Genomic DNA, 25336 nt, shown 5'->3' on the forward strand with positions numbered 1-25336 from the left:
GTGCTCTCCGTGATCATGCCGACGTACAACCAGGTCAGCTGCCTGGATCTGACCCTCGGGTCGCTCGCCCGGCAGACCGCCGACCCGGACCGGTTCGAGGTGATCGTGGTCGACGACGCCTCGGTCCAGGACGTCCGTGCGGTGGTCCGCCGCCACGAGACCGAGCTGCAACTGCGGTACGTCCGGCACACCACCAACCGGGGCCGGTCGGCGGCCCGGAACTCCGGGGTCGCCCGGTCCCGGGCCGACCTGCTGCTGCTGATGGACGCGGACTCCTACGCCGCCCCGGATCTCGTGCGACGGCACCTGCGCCGGCACGGCGATCCGGTGGGCGAGGTCGTCTACGGCCGACGGGTCGAGCCGAGCTGGGGAACGTTCGCCCGGCTACGGCAGGCGGTACCCGACGAGGCCGAGCTGCTGCCGATGGAGGGCGACCACCGCGACCTGCCGGGGCGGGCCGACGGCGACTTCGACGTCTACCGGCGTACCGGCTGGATGTTCGGGTTCACCCACAACCTCTCGCTCCCCCGCGAGCTGTACCAGCAGGTCGGAGGCTTCGACGAGGCGTTCGTCCAGTGGGGATACGAGGACACCGACTTCACGTACCGGATATACCGGCACTTCGGCCGGGACAGCGGCCGGTTCCGCTACGACCCGGAGGCCGTCTGCTACCACACACCGCACTTCCGGGACTGGGCGACCGAGTGGGAGAAGACCAAGCCGGTCCTGCCGTACCTGGTCCGGAAATACCGGCACTACGACATCGAGTTCTTCACCCACCCGTCGGACAACCACCGGCGGGTGGCCCGGACCCTGCCGTTCTACGAGGACTGCCGCGAGTTCATCCGCGACCACCCGGACCGGGTCACCGGGGACACCGTGCGCAAGCTCGTCGACGCGCCGGAGACCGAGCGCAGCCTCTGGATCGGATTCGACGTCGAATCGGCGGCGTCGATCGGCCGGGACACGAGCATCGACCACGCCGTCGCGTACGGGCCGGACAATCCACACCTGTTCGGAGTCCGGACGCCGTACCCGGACGGTGCGTTCGACCGGGTGGTCCACCTCGACCTGTGGCGCATGCTCACCCCGATCGACCTCTCCGCACTGATCCTGGACAGCCTCCGGATCGCCGACGCGGCGCTGCTGGTCCAGTCGAAGGGAGTGCGCCGCGACCCCGCCGACGGGATCGGCATGCTCGACGACCTGGACTACCTCCTCGCCATGCTCACCCCGCGCTACCACGCGACGATTTCGTACGCAGACGACGAGCTGGCCGTCGTCACCGTGACCCGACCCCGGTCGCCGGGGGCGGCCCCGCCACCCGGCGCCGGCTCCCCGGGAAGTGGTGGACGGTGGTGACGGGCGGCCCGGTCTCCGCCGTCGCCTTCGACCTCGACGGCACCCTGGTGGACCTCGAACGGTTCCACCACGACGCCCTGCTGCGGGCCGCCCGGGAGGTCGGGGTCGCACTCACCTGGGACGACGCGCTGCACCGGCTCCCGCACTTCATCGGTGGTCCCGACCCACGGGTGGCGGCGGAGGTCGCGGCGCTGTCCGGTGCCGGGGTCGCGCCGGCCGAGGTGCTCGCGGCGAAGCGCCGGTACTTCTCCGCCCTGGTCGGCGCCGCCGACGGGATCGTGCCGCGTGCCGGGGCCGCCGAGCTCCTGGACCGGCTGGCCGGCCGGGGTGTCCCACTGGCCGTGGGTACCGTCACCGAGCGGGAACCCGCGCTCGGCATCCTGCGCCGGGCGGGACTGCTCGGGCACTTCGGCGCGGACCGGGTGGTGGCGGCCCGGGACGTACCGGAGCTGAAGCCGGCGCCGCATGTCTACCGGGAAACCGCGCGCCGGCTCGGCGTGCCGCCGCAGGACCAGTTGGTCTTCGAGGACTCGGTCACCGGCATCACCGCCGCCAGGTCGGCCGGCAGTCCGGTGGTGGCGATGCCCACCGTCTCCGACCCGGGATACCTGGCGTCGATCGGTGCGGCCGGCGCCACGGCGGTCTTCCCGGACTGGCACGACCCGGCACTGCCGCCGCTGCTCGATCGCCTGCTGTCGGCCGGCCTCGATCGCCTGCTGTCGGCCGGCTCCGCCGCCGCGACCACCGCCGCGACCACCGCCGCGACCGCCGCCGGGAGCGACGGACGTCCGGGGTCTCCGGGGCGGCGTCAGCGCACCGATCCGGACCCATCTCCCAGGGAGGCGTGTCGGCCATGACCGAACCCGATCGCGGGCCGCTGACCCCGGCACAGCGGCGCCTCTGGTTTCTCGACCGGCTCGACCCGGGCGACGCCGCCTACACCATCTCCACCACCGTCCTGCTCCGGGGCGACCTCGACGTCGACCGGCTGGTCCGGGCGTTCGACACCGTGATCGCCCGGCACGAGAGCCTGCGTACCCGGTTCGTCGAGTCCGGCGGGGTGCCGGTGCAGGAGGTGCTGCCACCGCGCCCGACGCCGGTGTCCCGGATCGAGGTGTCCGGTGAGGCCGAGGCCCTGGCGGCCGTCGAGGAGCTGATCGCCCGTCCCTTCGACCTCGCCGCGGGACACCTGGTCCGGGTCGGCCTGCTCCGCCTCGACCCGCGCACCCACGTGCTCTGTACCGCCGTGCACCACATCGTCGGCGACGGCTGGTCGATGAACCTGCTCTACCGGCAGGTCGCGGAGGTGTACCGGGGGATCGACCCCGCCTCCCCCGGCCTGCGCTACCTCGACCACGCCCGCGCCCGGGACGCGGTCGACGACGCCGCCGCGCTGGCGTACTGGCGGACGGCGCTGGCCCGGCCACCCGTACTCGAACTGCCGCCGGACCGGCCCCGCCCGGCGGTACGCACCTCGGCCGGCGTCTCGGCGGCCCGCGAGCTCGACGGCGAACTGTGGGTCCGCGTACAGCACGCGGCGCGGCAGCTGCGCTGCACCCCGTTCATGCTGTTGCTGACGGTCTACCAACTGACCCTGGCCCAGGTCAGCGGCGAGCACGACATCTGCGTCGGTACGCCGGTGGCCGGTCGCGACGACGTGGCGGCGGAGTCGGTCTTCGGCTACTTCACCCGGATGCTGGTGCTGCGCGCCGACCTCTCCGGTGACGTCACCGTCCGCGATCTGGTGCTGCGAACCCGGGCGAGCTGCCTCGGCGCCTTCGCCCACCAGGAGATCCCGTTCGAGCAGCTCGTCGCCGACCTCGGCCTGCCGCGCGACCCGAGCCGGAATCCGCTGTTCCAGGCCACCTTCACCCTGCACTCCACGATGGACGTCTCGGCGACCGGCTTCGAGGGCTTCGACGGCGTCACCGTCGAGGCGTTCGGGGAGGGATCGCGGCGCACCATCACCGACGTCGCGATGGACGTCTTCGTCAGCTCGACCGCGATCAACGTCCGCTCCGACGACGTCCGGATGGACATCCTGCTCACCTGTAGCGCCGACCTGTTCGAGCCGGCCACCGCCGCCGGGCTCGCCGACCGGTTCACCGCCGTGCTGCACGCCGTGCTGGCCGACCTGGACGCCCCGGTGCGGGCACTGCCGCTGGTCGACGGGACGGCGCAGGCCGAGTTGCTGCGGATCGGCACCGGGCCGGCGATCGCCGACGGCCCGCCGCCGCTCGCTCGCATCGCGCGGGCGGCCGACGCCGCACCCGGGGCGGTCGCCCTGGTCAGCGGCACCGACCAGGTCAGCTACCGCGAGCTGTGGACGCGCGCCGGTGAGCTGGCCGACGCACTGCGTGCCGCCGGAGTCGTGCCCGGGCAGCTCGTCGGGGTGAGCCTGCCGCGCGGCACCGACCTGGTCGTCGCCCTGCTGGCCGTCTGGCGGGCCGGCGCCGGCTACGTGCCGATCGATCCGGGACTGCCGCACCGGCGTCGCGCCGCGCTGGTCGCGCAGGCCGCGGTCGCCGCCGTGATCACCCTCGACGGCGTGCGGGCCGGCTCGACCACGCCGAACTCCGCGCCCGACCCCGGCTACGTCCTCTTCACCTCCGGATCGACGGGTACCCCGAAACCGGTGCTCGTCGATCGCACCGCCCTCGCGGCACGCGTCGGGTGGATGGTCGAGGCCTACCGGCTGACCGGCACGGACCGGGTCGTGCAGTTCGCCGAACTCAGCTTCGACACCCACGCCGAGGAGATCTGGCCCACCCTGGCGGTCGGCGGCACCCTGGTGCTGCTTCCCGACGGGCCGCAGTCGCTGCCGGAGGTGCTCGCCGCCGACCCGGCGATCACCGTGCTCGACCTGCCGACCGCGTACTGGCAGGAGCTGCTGGACCTTGTGCCGGCCTGGCCGGCCGCGCTGCGGCTGGTGATCCTCGGCGGTGAGCAGGTGGACGCGCCCGCGGTCGCCCGCTGGCGGGACCGGCACGGCGACCGGATCCGGCTGACCAACACGTACGGGCCGACGGAGGCGACGATCATCGCCACGGCGGTCGACCTCGGGGCCGCCGACACCGATCGCCGGCCACCGATCGGGCGGCCGATCGGCGGAGTCCGGGCGTACCTGCTCGACGAGGCTGGCCGGCTGGTGCCGCGCGGGGCGGTCGGTGAACTCTGCCTGGCCGGTGCCGGCCTCGCCGACGGCTATCTCGGCCGGCCGGACCTGACCGCCGAACGGTTCCGCCCCGACCCGTACGGCGGTGGCCGGCTCTACCGCACCGGCGACCGGGCCCGCTGGCGCCGGGACGAGCCGGTACTGGAGTTCCTCGGCCGCCTCGACCGGCAGCTCAAGGTACGCGGCGTGCGGATCGAGCCCGGCGAGGTCGAGGCGGTGCTGACCGGGCATCCCGAGGTGGGTCAGGCCGTGGTCACCGCGCTCGGCGAGACCCTGGTCGCGTACGTGACCGGCGCCGCCGACGTCTCCGAGGTCCGCGCCCACGCCGCCGACCGGCTGCCCGCGCTGCTGGTGCCGAGCGTGGTCGTACCGTTGGCCGCGCTCCCGTTGACCCCGCACGGCAAGGTCGACGTGGCCGCGCTGCCGGTGCCGTCGATCGGCGACGAGGCCCGGGGCGCGTTCGAGGCGCCACGGACCGACGCGGAGGAACTGGTCGCCGCGATCTTCGCCGAGCTGCTTCCGGTCGACCGGGTGGGCGCGACCGACGACTTCTTCGCCCTCGGCGGGCACTCGCTGCTCGCCGTCCGGGCGATCGCCCGGCTGCGCGCGGCGGTCAGCCTGGACCTGCCGGTCCGGCTGCTGTTCCAGCACCCCACCGTCGCCGGCTTCGCCGGCGCGGTCGAGGCGGCGCTGATTGCCGAGATCGACCGGCTCACCGAGGACGAGGCGGCGGCACAACTCGCCGCCGCCGCCGGGACGGGGGGATCATGACCGTCGTTCCCGACCAGCTTTCCGCCACCAAACGGTCGCTGCTCGCCGCCCGGCTCAAACCGGCGGTCGCGCCGGCCGAGGTCGTCCCGGTCCGGCCGGCGGGGGCGCCGGTTCCGCTCTCGCTCGCCCAGGAGCGGCTGTGGTTCATGGAGCAGTACGCGCCGGGCACGACCGCGTACACCGTCCCGGTCGTACTGCGGCTGCGCGGGGCGCTCGTCCCGGCCGCGCTGGCCACCGCCCTGGACACGGTCGCGGCACGCCACGAGAGCCTGCGAACGCGCTTCGAGGCCACCGCCGACGGCCGGCCCGTGCTGCACATCGCCGAGACGGTGTCGATCGGGCTCGTCGTCGCCGAGGCGGCCGGAGCCGACCCGGCGGCCCGGGAGGAGTGGGTGCGGGCGGCGGTCCAGGCCCGGCTCGCCGAACCGTTCGACCTGGCCCGGGGTCCGCTGCTGCGCGCCGCGCTCTACGCCGTCGGTCCCGACGACCACGTGCTGGCGCTCACCGTGCACCACATCGTCTGCGACGGCTGGTCGGCCGAGCTGCTCGTCGGCGAGGTGCTCACCCTGCTCGCCGCCGCCGGGCCGGCCGGTCCGGTCGATCCCCTCCCGCCACTGCGCCGCCAGTACGGCGACTACGCGCTGTGGCAGCGGGAACGGCAGCGGCAGCGGCTCGCCGACGGTACCCGGGACCGCGACGTCGCCTACTGGCGCACCCGGCTGGCCGGGGTACCTCCGCTGGAGCTGCCGACCGACCGGCCGCGACCCGCCGAGCCGACCTTCCGGGGCGCGCCGGTCGGGGTGTGCCTGGACGCTGCCGTGACCGAGGCGCTGCGCCGGCTGGCGCTCGACCACGGCGCCACCCTCTACATGGTGGTGCTCGCCGCCTATGCGGCGGTGCTGGCCCGGTATGCCCGGCAGCACGACTTCGCGGTCGGGTCACCGCAGGCCGGGCGCAGCCACGCCGAGCTGGAGCCGATGATCGGCATGTTCGTCAACATGTTGATCACCCGGGTCGACGTCACCGGCGACCCGACCTTCCCCGAGCTGCTCGCCCGGATCCGGGACACCGTGCTGGACGGGTACGCCCACCAGGAGCTGCCGTTCGAGCAGCTGGTCACCGAGCTGGACGTTCCGCGTGACGTCGGGCGGTCCGCGATCTTCCAGGTGGCGCTGGCGATGCGGACCCCCGGCGGGTCCGGTGGCACACCGAAGCCGGGGCTGGCCGTGGCGCCCTTCGTGGTCGAGGCGGTGGCGGCCCGGTTCGACCTGGAACTCGACCTGGTGGCCGGGGAGACGCTCTCCGGCGCCCTCATCTACAACCGGGACCTGTTCGGCGCCGACACGGTCGAACGGATCGCCGGCACCTTCGTCGAGTTCGTGCACGCGGTCGCCAGCGACCCGGACCGGCCGCTGAGTCACCTGCTCACCCTCGGCGGAGCGGCCCGCGAGCAGGTGCTGATCGGCTGGAACGACACCGCCGCCGACTTCCCGGAGAACGTGACCCTGCACGAGCTGGTGCAGGCCAGCATCGCCGCCACCCCGGACGCGCCGGCGGTCACCTTCGAGGGGTCCACGCTGAGCTACCGGGAGCTGTCCGTCCGGGCGAACCGGGTCGCCCACCGGCTGCGCGAGTACGGGGCCGGGCCGGGAAGACTCGTCGCGGTCTGTGCGCAGCGGAGTCCGGACCTCGTCGTCGCCCTGCTCGGCGTACTTGTCTCGGGTGCGGCGTACGTGCCGCTGGATCCGGACCACCCGGCCGAGAGGCTCGGCTTCATGCTCGCCGACGCCGACCCGGTGGCCGTGCTCACCGCCGGGGCGGCCCGGGCCGAGCTGCCACCGACCGACCGGCCGGTGCTGGCCCTCGACGACCCGGCCACCTGGGCGGGGGCGGCCAGCACTGCCCCGGAGCCGCTGGCCGGTCCCGACGACCCCGCCTACGTGATCTACACCTCCGGCTCGACCGGGCAGCCCAAGGGGGTGCTCAACGGCCACCGCGGCGTCGTCAACCGGCTGCACTGGATGCAGCGCCGCTACGGCCTGACCGCCGCGGAGACCGTGCTGCAGAAGACCCCCGCCGGCTTCGACGTCTCGGTCTGGGAGTTCTTCTGGCCGCTGCTGGTCGGAGCCCGGCTGGTGCTGGCCCGCCCGGACGGGCACCGGGACGCCGACTACCTGCGCGACCTGATCGTGGCCGAGGGTGTCAGCACGGTGCACTTCGTGCCGTCGATGCTGGCGATGTTCCTGGCCGAGGAGGGGACCGCGGCATGCCGCCCACTGCGGCGGATCATCTGCAGCGGCGAGGAACTCCCGGTCGACCTGGCGCTGCGTACCCTCGCCACGCTGCCCGACGCCGAACTGCACAACCTGTACGGGCCGACCGAGGCCGCCATCGACGTGACCGCGTACCACTGCACCGCCGAGAAGCTGGCCGGCGCCGCCCGGGTGCCGATCGGCGCGCCGATCGACAACATCCGGGTGTACGTGCTGGACGAGCGGGGCGAGCCGCTGCCGGTGGGCGTGCCGGGCGAGCTGTACCTGGCCGGGGTGGGGCTGGCGCACGGCTACCTCAACCGTCCGGAGCTGACCGCCGAGAGGTTCGGCACCGGGCCGGACGGGGAGCGCCGCTACCGCACCGGCGACCTGGCCCGCTGGCGGCCGGACGGGACACTCGACTTCCTCGGCCGGATCGACGGGCAGGTGAAGCTGCGCGGCCTGCGGATCGAACCGGGCGAGATCGAGGTGGCGCTGCGCGACCAACCCGGGGTGCGCGACGCCGCCGTCGTCGTCCGCGAGGACAGCCCGGGAGACCGGCGGCTGGCCGCGTACCTGGTCGGCACCGCCCCGGTGGACACCGCCGCGCTCCGGCTCGCCCTCAAGCGGCGGCTGCCCGACTACATGGTGCCGGCGACCTTCGTCGAGCTGCCCGAGCTGCCGTTGAGCCCGAACGGCAAACTGGACCGGCGCCGGCTGCCCGCCCCGCCCCGGGTCCGCGACGTCGGTGCCGCGTACGTGCCGCCGGGCACGACGACCGAGATCCTGCTCGCCGGTGTCTGGGCCGAGGTCCTCGACGTGCCACAGGTCGGCCTCGACGACGACTTCTTCGACCTCGGCGGGCACTCGCTGCTCGCCGTCCAGGTCGTCGCGAGGCTGCGTCGCGCGGCCGGGGCGGGCGTCTCCGTGCTGGACCTGTTCACCCACCGCACCGTCCGCGAGCTGGCCCGGCTCGTCGCGGCGCCGCCGGAGCAGCGCGGCCCCCGGGACCTGGTGCACGAGCTGACCCGGCCGGTGCCGGCGACGGCACCGGGCCGCGGCGCGGCGCCGGACGCGCCGGACCAGGGCCGTCGGGGCCAGCGGGTACGCACCCTGGTCTGCGTGCCCTACGGGGGTGGGAGCGCGGTGGTGTACCAGCCGCTCGCCGACGCGCTGCCGGCCGGGCACCGGCTCTTCTCCGTCGCCATCCCCGGGCACGACGTCGGGCTGGACGAGGCGGCGCTCCCCTTCGACGAGCTCGCCGAGCGCTGCACCGCCGAGATCCTGGCGAAGGTCGACGGGCCGCTGGCGCTCTACGGCCACTGCGGCGTCGGCTCCGCGCTCACCGTCGAGATCGCCCGCCGGCTGGAGCAGCACGGGCGGGAACTCGACGCGGTCTACATCGGAGCGATCTTCCCGTTCGCCCGGCCGCGCAGCCGGGTCTGGACGGCACTGTCCCGGCTGACCCGGATGGAGTCGCTCCGCTCCGACAAGGCGTACGCCAACTGGCTGACCTCGATGGGCGTCGACATGAGCGACATCGAGCCGGAGCAGGCCCGCCAGATCATCCGCAACATGCGCCGGGACTCCGACAGTGCCGAGGCGTACTTCACCCGGCTGATGCACGCCGGCACCGAGCGGCTGCGTGCCCCGGTCATCACCGTCGCCGGCGAGCGGGACCCGGCGACCGAGTTCTACGCCGAGCGGTTCACCGAGTGGCACTTCCTCACCGACCGTACCGCCGTCGTCGTGCTCGACGAGGCCGGACACTTCTTCCTCAGGTGGCGGGCCGACGAGCTGGCCGAGATCGTCACCAGCGTCGACGCCGCGGTGGTGGCGGAGCGAGCGGAGCCGCTGACCCGCGCGGAGCGCGGCGCGCAGGCCACCTGGTGGCTGCACGGCACCTCCCGGTCGGCCAGCCGGGTAGCCACCTCCGGGCCACAGCCGAGCATGGGCCGGTTCCTGGTCATCGCCCTCGCCCAGCTCATCTCGATCCTCGGCTCGACCCTCACCGACGTGGCCCTGCCGCTGTGGGTGCTCAAGGAGACCGGGTCGCTGCTGAACTTCGCGCTGCTCGCCGTCGCCGGGCTGGTGCCCGGTCTGCTGGTGCTGCCGGTGGCCGGCGCGATCGTCGACCGGTACAGCAGACGCGCCGTGATCCTCTGTGGCGACGTCGGGGCGGGCGGCACCCAGCTCCTGCTCGGTCTCCTGCTCTGGACCGGCTCGCTCCAGATCTGGCACATCTACCCGCTGATCGCGCTGCTGTCGGTGTCGCTCACCTTCCAGCGCCTCGCCTACAACTCGGCCATCGCGCAGCTGGTGCCGAAGCAGTACCTCGGGCACGCCAACGGCGTCGTACAGATGGTCACCGGCGTCGCCACCATCATGATGCCGCTACTCTCGGTGGCGCTGCTCGCCGTGATCGACCTCGGCGGCATCCTCGTCATCGACGTGCTCAGCTACACCGCCGCGATCGTCATCGTGCTGCTGGTGCGGTTTCCCCGGACACTGGCCTGGCGCCGCCGGGAGAGCCTGACCGCCGAGATCCGCGAGGGTCTGCGCTTCTCCTGGGGACACCGGGGCTTCCGGTCGCTGCTGCTGTTCTTCATGAGCCTCAACGTCTTCCTGTCGCCGCTGTTCATGATGCTGACCCCGCTGGTACTGGCGTTCGCCGGCATCGACCAGGTCGCCCAGGTCTCGGTCGCGGGTGGCGTCGGGGCGTTCCTCGGCGGCCTGGCGATGAGCGTCTGGGGCGGGCCGCGGCATCGCCGGCTCTTCACCGTGCTCTGCTGCACGCTGGTGCTGGCCGGCTTCTGTCTCGTCATCGGTCTGCGGCCGACGCTGTGGGTGATCGGGATCGGCGCGTTCGGCATCTCGATGTGGCTCGTCCTGCTCAACGGCGTCTACACGACGATCGTGCAGGTCAAGGTCCCGCAGCGGTTCCACGGCCGGGTGTTCGCCATCAACACCGTGATCGCCTGGTCCACCCTGCCCCTCGGCTGGACCCTGGTCGGCCCGGTCGGTTCCCGCCTCCTCGAACCGCTGATGGCCCCGGACGGGCTGCTCGCCGGCACGGTCGGCCGGGTCATCGGGGTCGGGCACGGCCGCGGCATCGGCCTGCTCTACCTGCTCCTCGCGGTCGCCATCGCGGCCGTGGCGCTGGTGGCGATGCGGCTGCCCCGGATCGCCCGCTTCGACGACGAGGTGCCGGACGCCCAGCCGGACGACCAGGTCGGGGTGGAGGCGCTGCGCCGCCGGGCCGCGCCCGCCGAGCCGCAGTCCGGCGCGGAGCGGCCGGCCAGGGATCGGGTGGCGGCCCGGTGAGCGCCCGCACCGCCGGCCGGGTCGCGCTGACCGTGCCGCAACTGCTCGCCGGCCGCGCCGCAGGCGAACCGTCGCACGTCGCCGTCACCCAGGGCACCGCCACCCTCGACCTGGGCGGCTGGCAGGCCCGGACCCGGGCGACCGCCGCCGGGCTGCGGGGGGCGGGCGTACGCCCCGGCGACCGGGTCGGCCTGCTGTACGGCGCCCAGGACTGGATCGGGTACGCCTGCTCCTACACCGGGGTGCTCGCCGCCGGTGCGGTCGCGGTACCGCTCTCCACCCGCAGCGCCCCGGCGGAACTGGCGTACATGCTGCGGCACAGCGGCGCGACGGCACTGCTGCACGGACCGACCGCGACACCGCCGGAGGTGCCGATCCGGCTCCGCTGGGGCCCCGACGACATCGCGGGGCTGCCCGAGGCCGGCCCCACGACCGGGCCGCGCCCCGGTGACCCGGCGCAGATCCTCTACACCTCCGGCACGACCGGTCGGCCCAAGGGGGTCACCGCGACGCACGCCAACCTGACCCACGGCCGCCGGTTGAACCCGCCGCTGCGGGCCCTGGCCCACTCCCGGCAGTTCCTGCACGCCTTCCCGATCGGCACCAACGCCGGGCAGACCATGCTGTTCAACGCGCTCGACGCACACGCCGGGATGCTGGTCACGGCCCGGTTCGGCCCGGAGCACTTCGCCCGGCTGATCGCGCGGCACCGGGTGGGCAGCGTCTTCGTGGTGCCGGCGATGGCGATCGAACTGCTCCGCTCGGGCGCGCTGGGCCGGCACGACCTGACCAGCGTGGTGCTCTTCGGTTCGACCGCCGCCGTCCTGCCGCCCGCCGTGGCGGCCGGGCTGGCCGCCGCGCTGCCGGGCGCCACGATCGTCAACTACTACACCTCGACCGAGGCGGCGCCGACGCAGACCAGCGTGGTGTTCGAGCCGGGTCGCCCGGCCGCGCTCGGCAGGGTCGTCGCCGGTGGCGCGCTGCGGGTCTGCGACGACGCCGGCCGGCCCTGCCCGGCCGGGGTGACCGGCGAGGTGTGGTTGCGCTGCGCGGGTACCGCCCGGTCCTATCACGACGACCCGGCGGCCAGCCGGCAGGTGTTCCGGGACGGCTGGACCCGGATGGGCGACCTGGGATATCTCGACGCCGACGGCTACCTCTACCTGGTCGACCGGGAGAGCGACGTGATCAAGAGCGGCGCGGACAAGGTCTCCACGGTCGCGGTCGAGGCGGCCCTGCACGAGCACCCCGAGATCGTCGAGGCCGCCGTGCTCGGCCTGCCCGATCCGGTACTCGGGACGACGCCCGTCGCCGCGCTGGTGAGCACCCGCCCGCTCCGCCTCGCCGAGGTACGCGGGTTCCTCGCCAGCCGGCTGGCGGGCCATGAGCAGCCGAGCCGGATCGTCCAGGTCGACGCGCTGCCCCGCAACGCCGGGGGCAAGGTGGTCAAACACCGGCTGCGGCCGCTCTTCGACCAGCCCGAGCCACCCGTCGACGCATCCGGGCACCGGCCGGGCGGGGCAGCACGAGAGGAAACGGCGAAACCATGACGCAGGCAGTCCCGATGACCCTTGCCCAGCAGGGCGTCTGGTTCACCGAGCGGGCCGGCGGCGCCTCGACGGCGTACCTGCTGGCGGTGGCGCTGACCGTGCCGGAGCCGGTGGAACCGGCGGCGCTGGACCAGGCGTGGGCCGGGGTCACCGGCCGACACCCGCTGCTCGCCGCGACCGTGCGCGAGGCGGACGGCGTACCGCTGCTGGTTCCGACCGACCCTGCGCCGGTCGAGCACCGCGCGGTCGGCGCGGCGGCGCTCGCCCCCGCCGTCGCCGCCGAACTCGGCGTCGGCTTCGACCTCACCGCCGGCCCGCTCGCCCGCTGCGTGGCGCTGCGGGTCGACGACGGCCGCACGGTGCTGCTGGTCGTCGCCCACCACCTGGTGCTCGACGGGGGCGGCAAGGACGTCCTCACCGCCGACCTGGCCGGGGCGCTCGCCGGCCGGCCACCCGGCGCCGGGTCGGCCGCCCGGCTCGGCGCCGCCGTACGCGCCCAGGCCGACCGGATCGCCGAGGCGCTCCCGGCAGCCCGCGACTTCTGGTCCGCGCGCCCGGCACCGGCCGCCGAGGTGGTCCTGCCCGGACTGACGGGTACGCCGGCCGCCGTCGAGCCCGCCGCGCAACTCGATCTCGACTGGGGCGAGGGCCTGGACGTCGCGCTGACCGCCGGGGCCGCCGCACTCGGGGTGACCCGGTTCGAGGTGCTGCTCGCGGCCGTGCACGCGGTACTCGCGCGCTACGGCAACGGCACCGGCTCGGTCGCGGTCGACCTCTCCACCCGCTCGGCGGAGACCGCCGAGGAACTCGGGATGTGGGTCAACGAACTGCCGGTCACCGTCGGTGTCGACCTGGAGTCCTCCTTCGCCGAGCTGGTACGCGCGGTGCGGGCCGAGGCCCGGGCCGTCTACCGGCACCGCGAGGTACCGCTCGGGCGGGCCCTGCCCGGCCTGCCACCCCGGCCGGCCCTGGCGCCGGTCTCGGTCAGCTACCGGCGGGCGACCGAGGCACTCTCCACCGTGGATCTGCTGCTCACCCCGCCGGCGATACGCAGCGCCCTGCACCTGCATCTGGTCGACACCCCGGCCGGGCTGACCGGGCGGCTGCACGTACCGGCCCGGCTGCCGGTCGCCTACGCCGGGCGGATCGCCGGACACCTGCGTACCCTGCTCGCCGCCGCGCTGGCCGAACCCGGCCGGCCGGTCGGCGACCTGGACCTGCTCGTTCCTGCCGAGCGGGCGCTGCTCGACCGGCTGAACGCCACCGCGCGGCCCCGCCCCGTCGGCACCGTGCTGGACCTGGTCCGGTCGGCCGCCGTGGCCAGCCCGGACGCGGTGGCGGTCCGCGGCGACGACGGCACGCTGACCTACCGGGAACTGGTCGCCGCCGCGCACCGGATCGGCCACCGGCTCCGGCGGCACGGCGTCGCCTCCGGCGACCTGGTCGGACTCTGCGCCCACCGGGGCGTCGAACTCGTCGCCGGGGTGCTCGGCATCCTCGCCGCCGGGGCCGGCTACCTGCCGCTGGATCCGACCCATCCGGCGAGCCGGCTGGAGTTCCTCGCCACCGACGCCGGAGCGAAGCTGGTCCTCGGCCACGTCGAGGCCACCGCCGCCCTGGCCGGGGTACCCGTCGAACTGCTGCCGCTCGACGGCCTGGCCGCCGACGCCGACGAGCCCGAGACGGTGCCCACCGCCACCGACCCGGACGGGCTCGCCTACGTCATCTACACCTCCGGTTCGACGGGACGTCCGAAGGGCGTCGAGATCGACCATCCGGCGTTGCTGAACCTGGTCGCCGCGATGACCGAACTGGTCGGCGCCGACCCCGCCGACCGCTGGCTCCACCAGACCACCATCTCGTTCGACATCAGCGCACTCGAACTCTTCGCACCGCTGTGCACCGGCGGTCGGGTGGTGGTGGCCGCCGACGCGACCGCCCGCGAGGGTACGGCGTTGGGCCGGCTCATCCGGGACGCCGGGATCACCCACGTGCAGGCCACCCCGTCGAGCTGGCAACTGCTGCTCGACTCCGGCTGGAGTGGCGCCCCGATCACCGCCCTCTGCGGCGGGGAGGCGCTCCCGCTCCCGCTGGCCCAGCGGCTGCGTCCACGCGTCGACCGCCTGGTCAACGTCTACGGCCCGACCGAGACCACCATCTGGTCCACCGCCGCCGAGATACCGGCCGATCCGTCCCGGATCACCATCGGCGGTCCGATCGCCAACACCACGCTGCACGTCCTGGATGCCCGGCTCCGTCCGGTGCCGGTCGGCGTACCCGGCGAGCTGTGCATCGGCGGTGTCGGGCTGGCCCGGTCCTACCGGGGACGGCCGGAGCTCACCACCGAGCGGTTCGTGGTCGACGCGACCGGCCAGCGGCGCTACCGCACCGGTGACCGGGTGCGGCTCGGCACGGACGGCGCGGTCGAGTACCTCGGCCGGGCCGACAGCCAGATCAAGCTGCGCGGGTACCGGATCGAACCCGGCGAGATCGAGCACGCGTTGCTCGGCGCGCCCGGGGTCGCCCAGGCCGCGGTGGCGGTCCGGGACGGCGAGCTGGTGGCGTATCTGGTGGGCACGGGCGAGCTGGCGGCAATCCGGGCGCACCTCGCCGGTAACCTGCCCCGGTACATGGTCCCCAGGGACTTCCTCCGGCTGGACCGGCTGCCGCGTACCCCGGCCGGCAAGCTCGACCGGGCCGCCCTGCCGAGCCCGGAGCACGCCGACCTCGCGGCGCCGTCGAACGGTGCCGAGGAGCCGGCCGGGCTGGCGGAGAGTGGGGCGCTGACCCGGACGGTGACCGACATCTGGCGGGAGGTGCTCCGGGTCGACGAGGTCGGCCCGGACGACAGCCTCTTCGATTTGGGGGGCCACTCGCTGACCATCATGCAGATCACCGCCCGGATCCGGCAGGCCCTCGGCGTCGAGGTGCCCTTCGACGTCTTCTTCGACACCCCGACCATCGACGGGGTGGTCAGTTGTGTCGAAGAGTTGCGACAGGAGGAGCGGGAGTTGCGACAGGAGGAGTCCGCGTGAGTGTCCCCGATCTCCGGCGCGACCTCGCCACCCTGGTCGTCGAGGCCAGCGACGGCCAGATCAGCGCGGCGGATGCCCTGACCGAGGCCGAGTCGCTCGGACTGCTCGGCCTCACCTCGATCGGTCACGTGCGGCTGATCCAGGCCGTGGAGCAGCGCTACGGCGTCGTGGTGGAGCCGGACGACGACGTCTCGGCGCTGGACACCGTACCGGCGCTGGCGGACTATCTCCGCGAGCGGGGAATCTGACCGGCCGTCCCGGACCCGATGGGGGGCCAGCGGGGCATGCCTGCGGCTACCTCCCGCCGGTGTCCAGCGCGCGCCGGTCCGCCAGCCGGATGCTACCGGTCCGGGCCTCGCCGAGCGGGACCAGCGCGTCGTCGGCCACCACGGCGCCGAAGTATCCGGCGGCGGGATCGCTCACCACCTGCCGGGGATCCTGCTCCGCGCGCAGCACCGACCGGATCACCTCGTCGAGGCGGGACCGCTCGGGGCCGGTCACCTCGACGATGCCGCCGACCGGTGCACCGAGTGCGACGTCCGCCACCGTGGCCGCCACGTCGTCGGCGGCGATCGGCTGGAAGAGCACCGGTCCCAGGCGTACGGTGTCGCCGTCGGTCCCGGTATCGGCGATGGCGTCGAGGAACTCGAAGAACTGGGTCGCACGCACGATCGAGTGCGGGACCGCGGATGCCGCGACGACCTTCTCCTGCGCCACCTTGGCCCGCATGTACCCGACGTTCGGCATCCGGTCCGCGCCGACGATCGACAGTGCCACGTGGTGGCCCACCCCGGCCGCCGCCTCGGCCGCGAGCAGATTCCGGGCGGTCGTCTCGAAGAACTCCAGCGCGGCGGCCGGCTCGAAGGACGGTGCGTTCGACACGTCGACGACGACCGCGGCTCCGTCGAGCGCCTCGGCCAGTCCTTCGCCGGTGACCGCGTTCACCCCACTCCTCGGCGATGCCGCCACCGCCTGGTGCCCCTGCGCGGCGAGCAGCTCCACGACCTTGCTCCCGATGAGTCCGCTGCCCCCGATAACGACGATCTTCATCTTGATCCTCTGGTTCCGTTCCGTGGCGCCGGATCGCGCCCTGTCATCCAGGACGACCGGGCGGGACGGTGGTTCGTGACGGCGGCCGGACGGCCACTACCGGCTACTGTCTCCCGCCGGGTCCGCGGTCTCCCCTGGCCTGGTGTCTCCCCCCGGCCTTCTGTCTCCCCCGGCCTGGTGTCTCCCCCGGTGAGCGGACCTGACACGTCATCGGTGTCCCCGGGTGACCTGCGCCCACAATGCCGACGGCAGATCGCGTGGAAGGCTCACAGCAGGCCGGCGTTGCCGGCCACGGCGGCCGCCTCCGTCCGGTTCGACACCCGTAGTTTGCGTAGCAACGACGCGGTAAGCCGTTTCACCGTGCGCTCGGAGAAGTTCAGCTCTTCAGCGATTTCGACCGTGCGGCAGCCCTTCGCAATAAGCTGCAGGAGACGGCGTTCCGCGTCGTCCAGCGTGGTCGTCGCCGGCAGTCCGTTGTGCGCCGGGCGGAGCAGGGCGGCGAGCAGGCCTGCGGGGAGCACCGCCCACCCGTCCAGGATCGCCAGCAGCGGCGGCAGGAGTTCCTCCGGCTCGCTGCTCTTCGGCAGGTAACCCTCCGCGCCGGCACGCAGGGCCTGCACCATGAGGTCGAGGTCGTCGAGGCCGGAGATCGCGACGATCCGTACCCGGGGGGTGGTGCGACGGATCGCGGCGATGGCCCGGATCCCACCCGGGGCGGGCATGTGCAGGTCGACCAGGACCAGATCGGGTACGCAGCGACGGACCGTGGCAGCGGCGGCGGAGGCGTCGCCGGTCGATCCGACGAGCCGGGCCCGCCCCTCGGTGCTGGCCGGAAGCAGGAGTTCGAGGCCGCGGACGAAAAGGGGATGGTCATCGACCAGCACGAGCCGGAGGGGCGCGGATTCGGACACGGGGCGGCGTTTCCCGCTCTGCGCCCGATCATGCCCGGCCAGCCGGAGACCGCTCATTCCGCCGGTATCCGTGCTCGACCGGGCGACCAGGCGCTGCTGCTGCGGATGTTCTGTCACGAACTGCGGTCGCCGATCGAGTCGCTGCGCTCACTGACCCGCGCCCTCGCCGAGGATTCAGCGGCGCTGCGCCCGGACGAACGGCGTGCCATGGCCGCGCTCGCCCGGGAACAGGCGACACACCTGGCAGGCCTGTGGCGGCAGGCGGTGGCGACGACACAGAGCCTGGCGGAACCGGTCGACCAGCCGGTCCCACTGCGCCAGGTGCTACCGGTCGCGGTCGCCGCCGGGGCACCGCAGCGGTTGACGGTCCGGCTCACCCGTGGCGCCGGTGGCCGGCTGGTGCACGCCGACCGGGTCCGTCAGATTCTCCGCAACCTGGTGGAGAACGCCCTGCGGCACGGCCCCGCCGAGGGTCGGGTCCGGGTCTGCGCCTCGGTGCGGGCCGGGGCCCTGGTCCTGGTGGTCACCGACGAGGGCCGGTCGTGCGAACCGCTGTTGGCCGCGTTGCGCCGTACCGCGCCGCCGCCGGGAGTTTCCGGGCTGGGCCTGTGGATCGTGCGGCACCTGGTCGCCGCGGAGGGCGGCACGATCACGGCGTATCGCGCGGCGCACGGCGTCGCGGTACGGGTGAGCCTGCCGCCGCGACGCCGCCGCCCCGGTGACGCGGACGCCCTCGCCTGCTGACCCTTTGGTGCCACCGGTTGACCCCACCGGGCCATCGGAACGGGTACCCGGGCACGGTCTGCCGCTTCTACCAGGAGGACACCGTGTTCAGCCACATCAAGGACCTGCAGTTCGAGGCCAAGCCCGATGCGCCCGACGCCGCCTTCGCCCGCCGCCTACAGGAGGTGCTCGGCGGCAAGTGGGGCGAGATGACGGTCGCCAACCAGTACCTCTTCCAGGGCTGGAGTTGCCGCCTGCCCGGCAAGTACAAGGATCTGCTGCTCGACGTCGGCACCGAGGAGATCGGGCACGTCGAGATGATCTGCGTCATGATCGCCCGCCTGCTGGACAGCGCTCCGCTCTCCCTGCAGGAGGCGGCCGCCGAGGACAACCCGATGCTGGCCGCCATCTACTCGGGACAGAATCCGGCGCACTTCATCCATTCCGGCGGCGGTCCGTTGCCGGTGGACAGCAGCGGAGTGCCCTGGAACGGCTCCTTCATCACCGCCAGCGGAAACCTGCTCGCCGACTTCCACCTCAACGTCACCGCGGAGGCCCAGGGCCGGCTCCAGGTCGCCCGGTTGTTCAACATGACCGACGATCCCGGTGTCAAGCAGATGCTGCGGTTCCTGCTCGCCCGCGACACGATGCACCAGAACATGTGGCTGGCCGCGATCGAGCAGCTCAAGGAGGACGGCATCGAGGAGATGCCGGTCCCGGAGGCGTTCCCCGACGCCGAGCAGGAGAACCAGTTCGCCTACCAGTACATCGACTTCTCCGCCGGTGGGGAGGCGGCCGAGGGACGGTGGGCCGCCGGCCCGAGCCCCGACGGCAAGGGGCGCTTCAGCTATCAGGCGACCGCGACCGCGCACGCGGAGGCGCCGCAGCTTCCTCCGGGCGACCCACGCCTGCACTGCACGCCGCCGGCCGGTAGCTGACGGCCGGCGCCCCACCGTCCCATTCCGTCCCGCTGCGCCGGTCCGTCGCCACGACGGCGGACCGGCGCGGCCCAGCTGGAAGACAACGATCATGATCGAGCTATTCGCCCGCCCGTTGGCGGACGCGTTCATGCAGGTCGGGGTCTACGTCGCGGTGATGGTCGCACTCTTCGGCTGGCTACGCTGGCGGTACGGCGACCGGGTCACCGACCATCTGACCCTCCGCCCCCGGCTCGGCCCCCTGGTCGGCGCCGTGCTCGGCGTCAGCCCTGGCTGCGGCGGCGCCATCATCCTGATGCCCCTGTACGCGCGCGGCAAGGTCTCCTTCGGAACGGTCGTCGCCGCCCTCGCGGCCACCATGGGCGACTCGTCCTGGGTGGTCATCGCCGCCGATCCGGTCTTCGCGCTCAGGATCCATGCACTGCTCTTCGCCGTGGGCCTGGTCACCGGCTACACGGTGGACCTGCTCGGGATCGACCCGGCCAACGCCCTCCCGGGCCGGACGCGGCGGTCGAGCCGACGCCGGACCGCCGTGCCGGGGTACGGCGCGAGCGACCCCGTGCCGGCGTACGGCGCGAGCGTGCCGACGGGCGCCGCGTCCGCGTGCCCCGCGGCCCGGGCCGGCACCGACGACCGGGCCGGAACGCCCGTCGCCCGCCCGGCGTCGGCGACCCTGGCCGTTGCCCTGCCGGCCGGCGCCGAGCCCGGGCGTCCCGCCGGGATGTCCCTGGTCTTCTGGGGACTCACCATGCCCGCCTTCCTGGTGTCGGTACCGGTCGTGTTCCATGCCGTCGACCAGCGACGCCTCACCGGCGCGCTCGGCGGCGTCGACCCCTACCTCGCACTCGGCTGCTGCGGGACCCTGGTCGCGCTGCTCATCTTCGCCGCCGGTCGGGGCCGGTTCGCCGACGACACGGTGGCCACCGCCTCTCCGTCGACCCGGCGGGAGGCACTGCGGCACAGCGCTCACGAGGCCTCGTTCATCACCGTCTGGGTGGCGGTGGCCTATCTCGGATGGCAGATCCTAAGCACCACCACCGGATTCGACGGTTCCCAACTGGCGTTCGCCGGAGTCGCCGGTGTGCTCGTCGGAGCGCTGATCGGGCTCATCCCCGGCTGCGCCGTACAGATCGTCTTCACCGGCATCTTCGTCACCGGCGGCCTGCCCGTGACGACGCTGGTGGCGAACGCGATCAGCCAGGACGGGGATGCCCTGATCCCACTGGCGGCGCTGCGCCGCCGCGCTGCCGCGACGGCGACGGTGATAACCACCGTCCCGGCCCTGCTGGTCGGGCTGGGACTCCTGGTACTACTCCGCTGAAGGAGGCAGAGATGCCGAGCCCGACCACCCCGACGGTCGTACCGCCCGATCCCGGCACCGACGGCTGGGCCTGTGACTTCGTCACGCTGCGCCAGGCGCGGAGGAAACTGGGTGTGCTCGCCGCCCTGACCGCTGTCGCGCTCTCCACCGGGGTCTCACCCTGGCTCTCCGCCGGTCTGCTGGCGCTGACCGTGCTGATCCCGGTCGCCCTGGTCGGCCATGGCGGATGGCAGATGTTGCCAGCCCTGGTGGCCGGAGCCCGGGACACATGGAAGCCGCTGTGCCGGGAACAGCAGCGTACCGACGTCGACCGGACCGGAGAGGGTGACGAAACGTGACAGCAGGGGTGAAGCAGGACGTCCTTGATCTGCTGACCGAACAGCACCAGCAGATCAAGGCGCTCTTCGGCCAGCTCGGCCGCGCCGAGGGAAACCAGAAGCGCGAGCTGTTCCAGGATCTGGTTCGGCTACTCGCCGTGCACGAGAGCGCGGAGGAGATCGTGGTGCACCCGGTCGCGCAGCGCAAGATCGACCGAGGTGACACGGTGGCCGGGCGGCTCCGGCACGAGGAGGACGAGGCCAAGCACGAACTCGCCGCCCTCTACGACCTCGGCGTCGACCACCCGGACTTCGACCGCCGGTTGGCGAGATTCGCCGACGCGGTCGTCGCGCACGCGACCCGGGAGGAGACGGAGGAGTTCCCGTCGCTGCGCCGCAGCCTCTCCGCGGCCCAGCTCGGCCGGATGGCGGGCGCACTGCGCGTCGCCGAGTCGATGGCGCCGACCCGCCCGCATCCACATTCCGGCGAGTCCGCCTCGGCGAACCTGATGGCCGGCCCGCCGATGGCGGTCTTCGACCGGATCCGCGACGCCGTACGCGACTGGCGCGAATCCCATCGGGACCAGGACTGACCCTGAACCTGGCCGGGCCGGCCCGGCGGTGCTGAGTCGACAGTCGGCAGTGGCGGACGTACGCACACCCGGGCATCGGGACGGGCGCACACCCGGGCATCGGGGCGGGGCCGGGCTGTGGCAGGGTTCGGGCCATGCCCCAGCTCCTGGTCCTCACCGGCCCGATCGCGGCCGGCAAGAACACCGTCGCGGATCGGCTCACCCGACGGCTGACCGGGGATGGCCGCACCGTCGTGATCGTGGACGTCGACGAGGTCGCGGCGATGGTGGGCCCGCCCGGCGCGGGCAGGGCCGGGTTGTGGTTCGCCGCCCACGAGGCGCACGGTGCCCTCGTCGGGCAGTGGATGCGCTCGGACGTCGAGTACGTCGTGGCGGTAGGACCGTTCCACACCGACGTGGAGCGCGCGGCACTCACCCGTACGCTTCCGGACGACGCGGCCGTGCTGTGGGTCGTCATCGACGCTCCGGTGTCCGTGACGTTCGCCCGCGCACAGGCCGACCCGGGCCGCGTGCTCTCCCGCGAACCCGGGTTCCATCACCGCGCGCACCAACGGTTCCGAGAGCAGTTGCCGACGATCCCGGCCGATCTGACCTTCGACTCGGAGAAGCTGGACGCGGAGCGGATCGCGACCGGGATCGCGGAGAGGCTCGGCCTCGCCGGCACTGCCCTGCCCGACCGACCGGGTCAGGACGGGCAGTCGAAGAGGTAGCTGCCATGCGGTCCGGTCGCGGCGGCGGGTGGGTCGTCAGACCGCGCCGTGACGGGCGGGGGCGGCGAGCTGGCCGTGGAGGTGGACGGCGAGCAGGGTGAGCCAGAGCAGTCCGATGACGACGGTGATCCGCTGGAACAGTCCGGCCAGGCCGACGAGCCCGGCGACCTGAGCGAATCCGGCGCTGGCCAGGATGTCTCCGGCCAGGAAGGCGAGCCCGGTGAGGGCCGAATAGCTCGCCCATCCGTGCCGACGCTCCCCGACGAACCTGCGGGTGAAGACGAAGCAGGCGGCTGCCAGCGCCGGGAAGGCGAACAGGGCGAACCCGTCGTGCAGCGCCCCGGAGGTGGTGTACTCGGCCGGCACTTCCGGAGTGCCGGGTGGGTACCCGCTGATCGGGTCGGTGACGAACACGCCCGCGCCGAGCAGCCCGATCGCCCAGACTCCGATGAGCAACGGTCCCCAGGTCGCCGCCCTGCCCGGCGCGAGTGCCCGCCGCACCCCGACCGCGAACGCCAGGGTGAGCAGACCGCAGAGGAGGAAGTTGACCGTCTGGGTCCAGCCATGGGGGCCAAGGGCGAGCGAACTGACCGGATGCCGCAACGGGTCGTAGTCGTCGCGGGTGGCGCCCTCGATCAGGAATGCCAGGACGAACAGCGGCCCGGCGACGATGCCGCAGCGGAGCAGCGCCCGGGTCCTCCGGCGGGGACGCGGGGCGGGGGGCGTGCTCGCGGGTTGCAGGGTGATGGTGGTCATCGCTGACCCCTTTCGGCCGTGCCGGCGGGTACCCGTCGAGTTTGTCAACTTACGTTGACATCGCCGCGCTGTCAACTGCGGTTGACAGCGGCGGTTCCGGTAGGCCTGCGGCCAGGTGTGGGTTCTCAGCGGAGTTGATCCGTTCTCACTGGACCTGATCCGTACCTGATCCGTTCTCACGGAACGGGACTGTACAAATAACGGCTGATCGACCGATCAAGGGAGAGACGCCAGATGACGACCGAGACCACCGTGGGACAGCCGGCCGCTGGGCCGGTGGGTGCGGTCACGGATGAGCAGTTGATCGCGATGCTGGTCGATCGGGCTCGTGGTGACGGGCTGCGGTTGACCGGCGAGGGTGGGCTGCTGCAGCAGCTGACCAAGCGTGTGCTGGAGTCGGCGTTGGACGGTGAGATCACCGACCACGTCGGCTATGACAAGCACGATCCGGCGGGTCGGGGCAGCGGGAACACTCGTAACGGCAGCCGGGCCAAGACCGTGCTCACCGATGTCGGGCCGGTCGAGGTCCGGGTCCCACGCGATGCCGCCGGGACGTTCGAGCCGCAGATCGTGCGCAAGCGTCAGCGGCGCCTGACCGGCGTCGACGACATGGTGCTGTCGTTGTCGGCCAAGGGTCTGACCCACGGGGAGATCGCCGCGCACCTGGCCGAGGTCTACGGCGCCGAGGTGTCGAAGCAGACCATATCCACCATCACCGACAAGGTCATGGACGGCATGGCCGAGTGGCAGAACCGGCCTCTCGACAGGGTGTATCCGGTTGTGTTTATCGATGCTATCAACGTCAAGATCCGCGATGGTCAGGTTGCGAACCGGCCGATCTACCTGGCCATGGCGGTCACTGTCGACGGGCACCGCGACATCCTGGGGATCTGGGCTGGTGACGGCGGCGAGGGCGCCAAGCACTGGCTGCATGTGCTCACCGAGCTGAAGAACCGCGGCGTTCAGGACGTGTTGATGCTCGTCTGCGACGGGCTCAAGGGCCTGCCGGACGCCGTCGCGACGGTGTGGCCCCGCACGATCGTTCAAACGTGTGTAGTCCACCTGCTGCGCAACTCGTTCCGCTACGCGGCCCGCCAGGACTGGGACAAGATCGCCAAGGCGCTCAAGCCGGTCTACACCGCGGCGACCGAGGATGCCGCGACTGAACGGTTCCTGGAGTTCGCCGAGGCATGGGGCCGCAAGTACCCGGCGATCGTGAAGCTGTGGGAGAACGCCTGGGCCGAGTTCGTGCCCTTCCTCGCCTTCGACGTGGAGATCCGCAAGGTCATCTGCTCCACGGATGAAATCGTCAAGTCTTCGCTCGGGTTTTTGCCGGATTGTGTGGTTGCCAGTGCGCGACGAAGACCTCGTAGGCGCGTTCGGCCTGTTCGACGGCAGCGGTCTCGGCAGCGCGTCGTTGCTTGTCGTTGTAGGCCGCACCCGGGGTTCCGTGGTTGCCACGCCGTGAGGGTGCTCCGGTGGCGAGTTCGAGCTTGCGCCGCTTGTGCGCGACCAGGCCTGGGCGGGCGAAGGCGTAGTCCTGGTCCTTGGTCACCAAGTGCCAGGCCAGGGCGGTCATCTTCCGGGCGGTGGCGACCACAGCGGTCGGGAACCCGCGTCGTGCCTTGACGCGTTGGAAGAACGCGCGCAACGGTCCCGGGGCTCGGCTGGCGGACCAGGCAGCTTCGACCAGGACGCCACGCACGTGCGCCCGTCCGGCCTTGCTGATCCGGCCGTGCACCGGCGCAGAGTTCCCGGACTGACGCACCTTCGGGTTAAGCCCGACATAGGCGACGAGCTTGTCCGCGTCCCTGAACCGGGTGAAGTCACCCACCGCGGCGACGATCGAGATCGCCACGATCGCGTCGACGCCGGGAATGGTCATCAGCCGAGCGACGGCCGGGTCGGCGAACGCCTCGACTGCGAGTTCCTTATCCACGACGGCGAGTTCCTCACCGTGGAAGTCCAACTGCCGCAGCAGCGCCCGCACGCTGGAAGACTCGTCGGCTGGTAGCGGCTGTCGAGACAGCCAGTGCCGTCCGGTCTTGCCGAACAGGTCCGACACCGGCGGCGTCGGGACGAGATTGCGGGCCAGGATCGCGTGGACCTGGTTCTTGATCCTGGTGCGCTGGCGCACCAGGTGAGCGCGGCGGGTCACCTGCCGCCGCAGGCTACGGATCCGCTCGTCGGGCAGCCACACCGGCGGCAGGAAGTCCGCCGCCAGCAACTGCGCCAGAATCCGGGCGTCGACCTTGTCGGTCTTGACCTTCGCCTCCGCGATCGCCCGGGTCTTCGACGGGTTCGACACCACCACCCGGCCGACGACAGGGGTCAACAGGGTCGCGATCGCGTCGCTGTTACCCGTCGCTTCCAACGCGACCTGGTCATCAGCCCGTAGGCCGGCGGCCCACTGCCGCAGCGCTTCCGACGTCACGCCGATGCGGCCCTCGTCACGCACGAGGCCGTCCTCGACGACCGCCAGCTGCGCGAACTCGCGGTGCACGTCCATACCGATATAGCGGACCATCATCTGCTCCCTCCGCTGCTC

17 protein-coding genes and 1 pseudogene are annotated in these 25336 nt (G+C 72.9%); 14 read left to right on the top strand and 4 right to left on the bottom strand.

Annotation, left to right across the window (positions count from 1 at the left end; all coding sequences use genetic code 11):
• From EV371_RS21130 to EV371_RS21160, 7 genes are read left to right on the top strand one after another with little or no spacing between them, the layout of a single operon-like run.
• Complete coding sequence (locus EV371_RS21130; protein WP_130463584.1) at nucleotides 1–1362, top strand: glycosyltransferase; 1362 nt, start codon at nucleotides 1–3, stop codon at nucleotides 1360–1362.
• Nucleotides 1359–2219, top strand: a complete 861-nt coding sequence (locus EV371_RS33500; RefSeq protein ID WP_165436777.1) for an HAD family hydrolase — start codon at nucleotides 1359–1361, stop codon at nucleotides 2217–2219. Before EV371_RS21130 ends, EV371_RS33500 begins: the two co-directional genes overlap by 4 nt.
• Complete coding sequence (locus EV371_RS21140; RefSeq protein ID WP_130463585.1) at nucleotides 2216–5308, top strand: condensation domain-containing protein; 3093 nt, start codon at nucleotides 2216–2218, stop codon at nucleotides 5306–5308. The genes EV371_RS33500 and EV371_RS21140 overlap by 4 nt, the downstream gene beginning before the upstream one ends.
• Complete coding sequence (locus tag EV371_RS21145) at nucleotides 5305–10884, top strand: non-ribosomal peptide synthetase/MFS transporter (protein ID WP_130463586.1); 5580 nt, start codon at nucleotides 5305–5307, stop codon at nucleotides 10882–10884. Before EV371_RS21140 ends, EV371_RS21145 begins: the two co-directional genes overlap by 4 nt.
• Nucleotides 10881–12434 (top strand): class I adenylate-forming enzyme family protein, encoded by a 1554-nt coding sequence (locus EV371_RS21150; protein WP_486484731.1) that lies wholly within the window; start codon nucleotides 10881–10883, stop codon nucleotides 12432–12434. Before EV371_RS21145 ends, EV371_RS21150 begins: the two co-directional genes overlap by 4 nt.
• Nucleotides 12431–15469: a non-ribosomal peptide synthetase gene (locus EV371_RS21155; protein ID WP_130463587.1), complete on the top strand. Its 3039-nt coding sequence runs from the start codon at nucleotides 12431–12433 to the stop codon at nucleotides 15467–15469. Before EV371_RS21150 ends, EV371_RS21155 begins: the two co-directional genes overlap by 4 nt.
• On the top strand, nucleotides 15466–15717 hold the full coding sequence (locus EV371_RS21160; RefSeq protein ID WP_165436778.1) for a phosphopantetheine-binding protein: 252 nt from the start codon (nucleotides 15466–15468) through the stop codon (nucleotides 15715–15717). Before EV371_RS21155 ends, EV371_RS21160 begins: the two co-directional genes overlap by 4 nt.
• Nucleotides 15718–15763: 46 nt before the next feature.
• On the opposite strand, the gene EV371_RS21165 is transcribed toward EV371_RS21160, so the two are convergent.
• The gene (locus EV371_RS21165; protein WP_130463589.1) at nucleotides 15764–16519 is read right to left on the bottom strand and encodes an NAD(P)H-binding protein; all 756 of its coding nucleotides are present in this window, start codon (nucleotides 16517–16519) and stop codon (nucleotides 15764–15766) included.
• A gap of 266 nt (nucleotides 16520–16785) precedes the next feature.
• Nucleotides 16786–17403 (bottom strand): response regulator transcription factor, encoded by a 618-nt coding sequence (locus tag EV371_RS21170; protein WP_349340101.1) that lies wholly within the window; start codon nucleotides 17401–17403, stop codon nucleotides 16786–16788.
• Here EV371_RS21170 and EV371_RS21175 point away from each other — a divergent pair.
• From EV371_RS21175 to EV371_RS21200, 6 genes are all read left to right on the top strand, one after another.
• Nucleotides 17386–18174 (top strand): ATP-binding protein, encoded by a 789-nt coding sequence (locus EV371_RS21175; RefSeq protein ID WP_130463591.1) that lies wholly within the window; start codon nucleotides 17386–17388, stop codon nucleotides 18172–18174. The two genes, EV371_RS21170 and EV371_RS21175, sit on opposite strands and share 18 nt — an antisense overlap.
• Before the next feature lie 83 nt (nucleotides 18175–18257).
• A complete protein-coding gene (locus EV371_RS21180; protein WP_130463592.1) occupies nucleotides 18258–19091 on the top strand; it encodes a manganese catalase in 834 nt (277 codons plus the stop codon).
• A 91-nt stretch (nucleotides 19092–19182) separates the two neighbouring features.
• Nucleotides 19183–20412: a putative manganese transporter gene (locus EV371_RS21185; RefSeq protein ID WP_130463593.1), complete on the top strand. Its 1230-nt coding sequence runs from the start codon at nucleotides 19183–19185 to the stop codon at nucleotides 20410–20412.
• An 11-nt stretch (nucleotides 20413–20423) separates the two neighbouring features.
• On the top strand, nucleotides 20424–20750 hold the full coding sequence (locus EV371_RS21190; RefSeq protein WP_130463594.1) for a hypothetical protein: 327 nt from the start codon (nucleotides 20424–20426) through the stop codon (nucleotides 20748–20750).
• Nucleotides 20747–21322, top strand: coding sequence for a hemerythrin domain-containing protein (locus EV371_RS21195; protein WP_130463595.1), 576 nt, complete (start codon nucleotides 20747–20749; stop codon nucleotides 21320–21322). Before EV371_RS21190 ends, EV371_RS21195 begins: the two co-directional genes overlap by 4 nt.
• Nucleotides 21323–21456: 134 nt before the next feature.
• On the top strand, nucleotides 21457–22032 hold the full coding sequence (locus tag EV371_RS21200) for an AAA family ATPase (protein ID WP_130463596.1): 576 nt from the start codon (nucleotides 21457–21459) through the stop codon (nucleotides 22030–22032).
• Between the two features lie 36 nt (nucleotides 22033–22068).
• On the opposite strand, the gene EV371_RS21205 is transcribed toward EV371_RS21200, so the two are convergent.
• A complete protein-coding gene (locus EV371_RS21205; protein ID WP_130463597.1) occupies nucleotides 22069–22788 on the bottom strand; it encodes a DUF998 domain-containing protein in 720 nt (239 codons plus the stop codon).
• Nucleotides 22789–23097: 309 nt separating this feature from the next.
• On the opposite strand from EV371_RS21205, the pseudogene EV371_RS21210 reads away from it, so the two are divergent.
• A pseudogene (locus tag EV371_RS21210) lies at nucleotides 23098–24096 on the top strand (IS256 family transposase); the annotation flags it as partial.
• Nucleotide 24097: 1 nt separating this feature from the next.
• On the opposite strand, the gene EV371_RS21215 reads toward EV371_RS21210, so the two are convergent.
• On the bottom strand, nucleotides 24098–25318 hold the full coding sequence (locus EV371_RS21215; protein ID WP_207230562.1) for an IS110 family RNA-guided transposase: 1221 nt from the start codon (nucleotides 25316–25318) through the stop codon (nucleotides 24098–24100).
• Between the last annotated feature and the right edge of the window lie 18 nt (nucleotides 25319–25336).

The organism is Plantactinospora sp. CNZ321 (assembly GCF_004217235.1).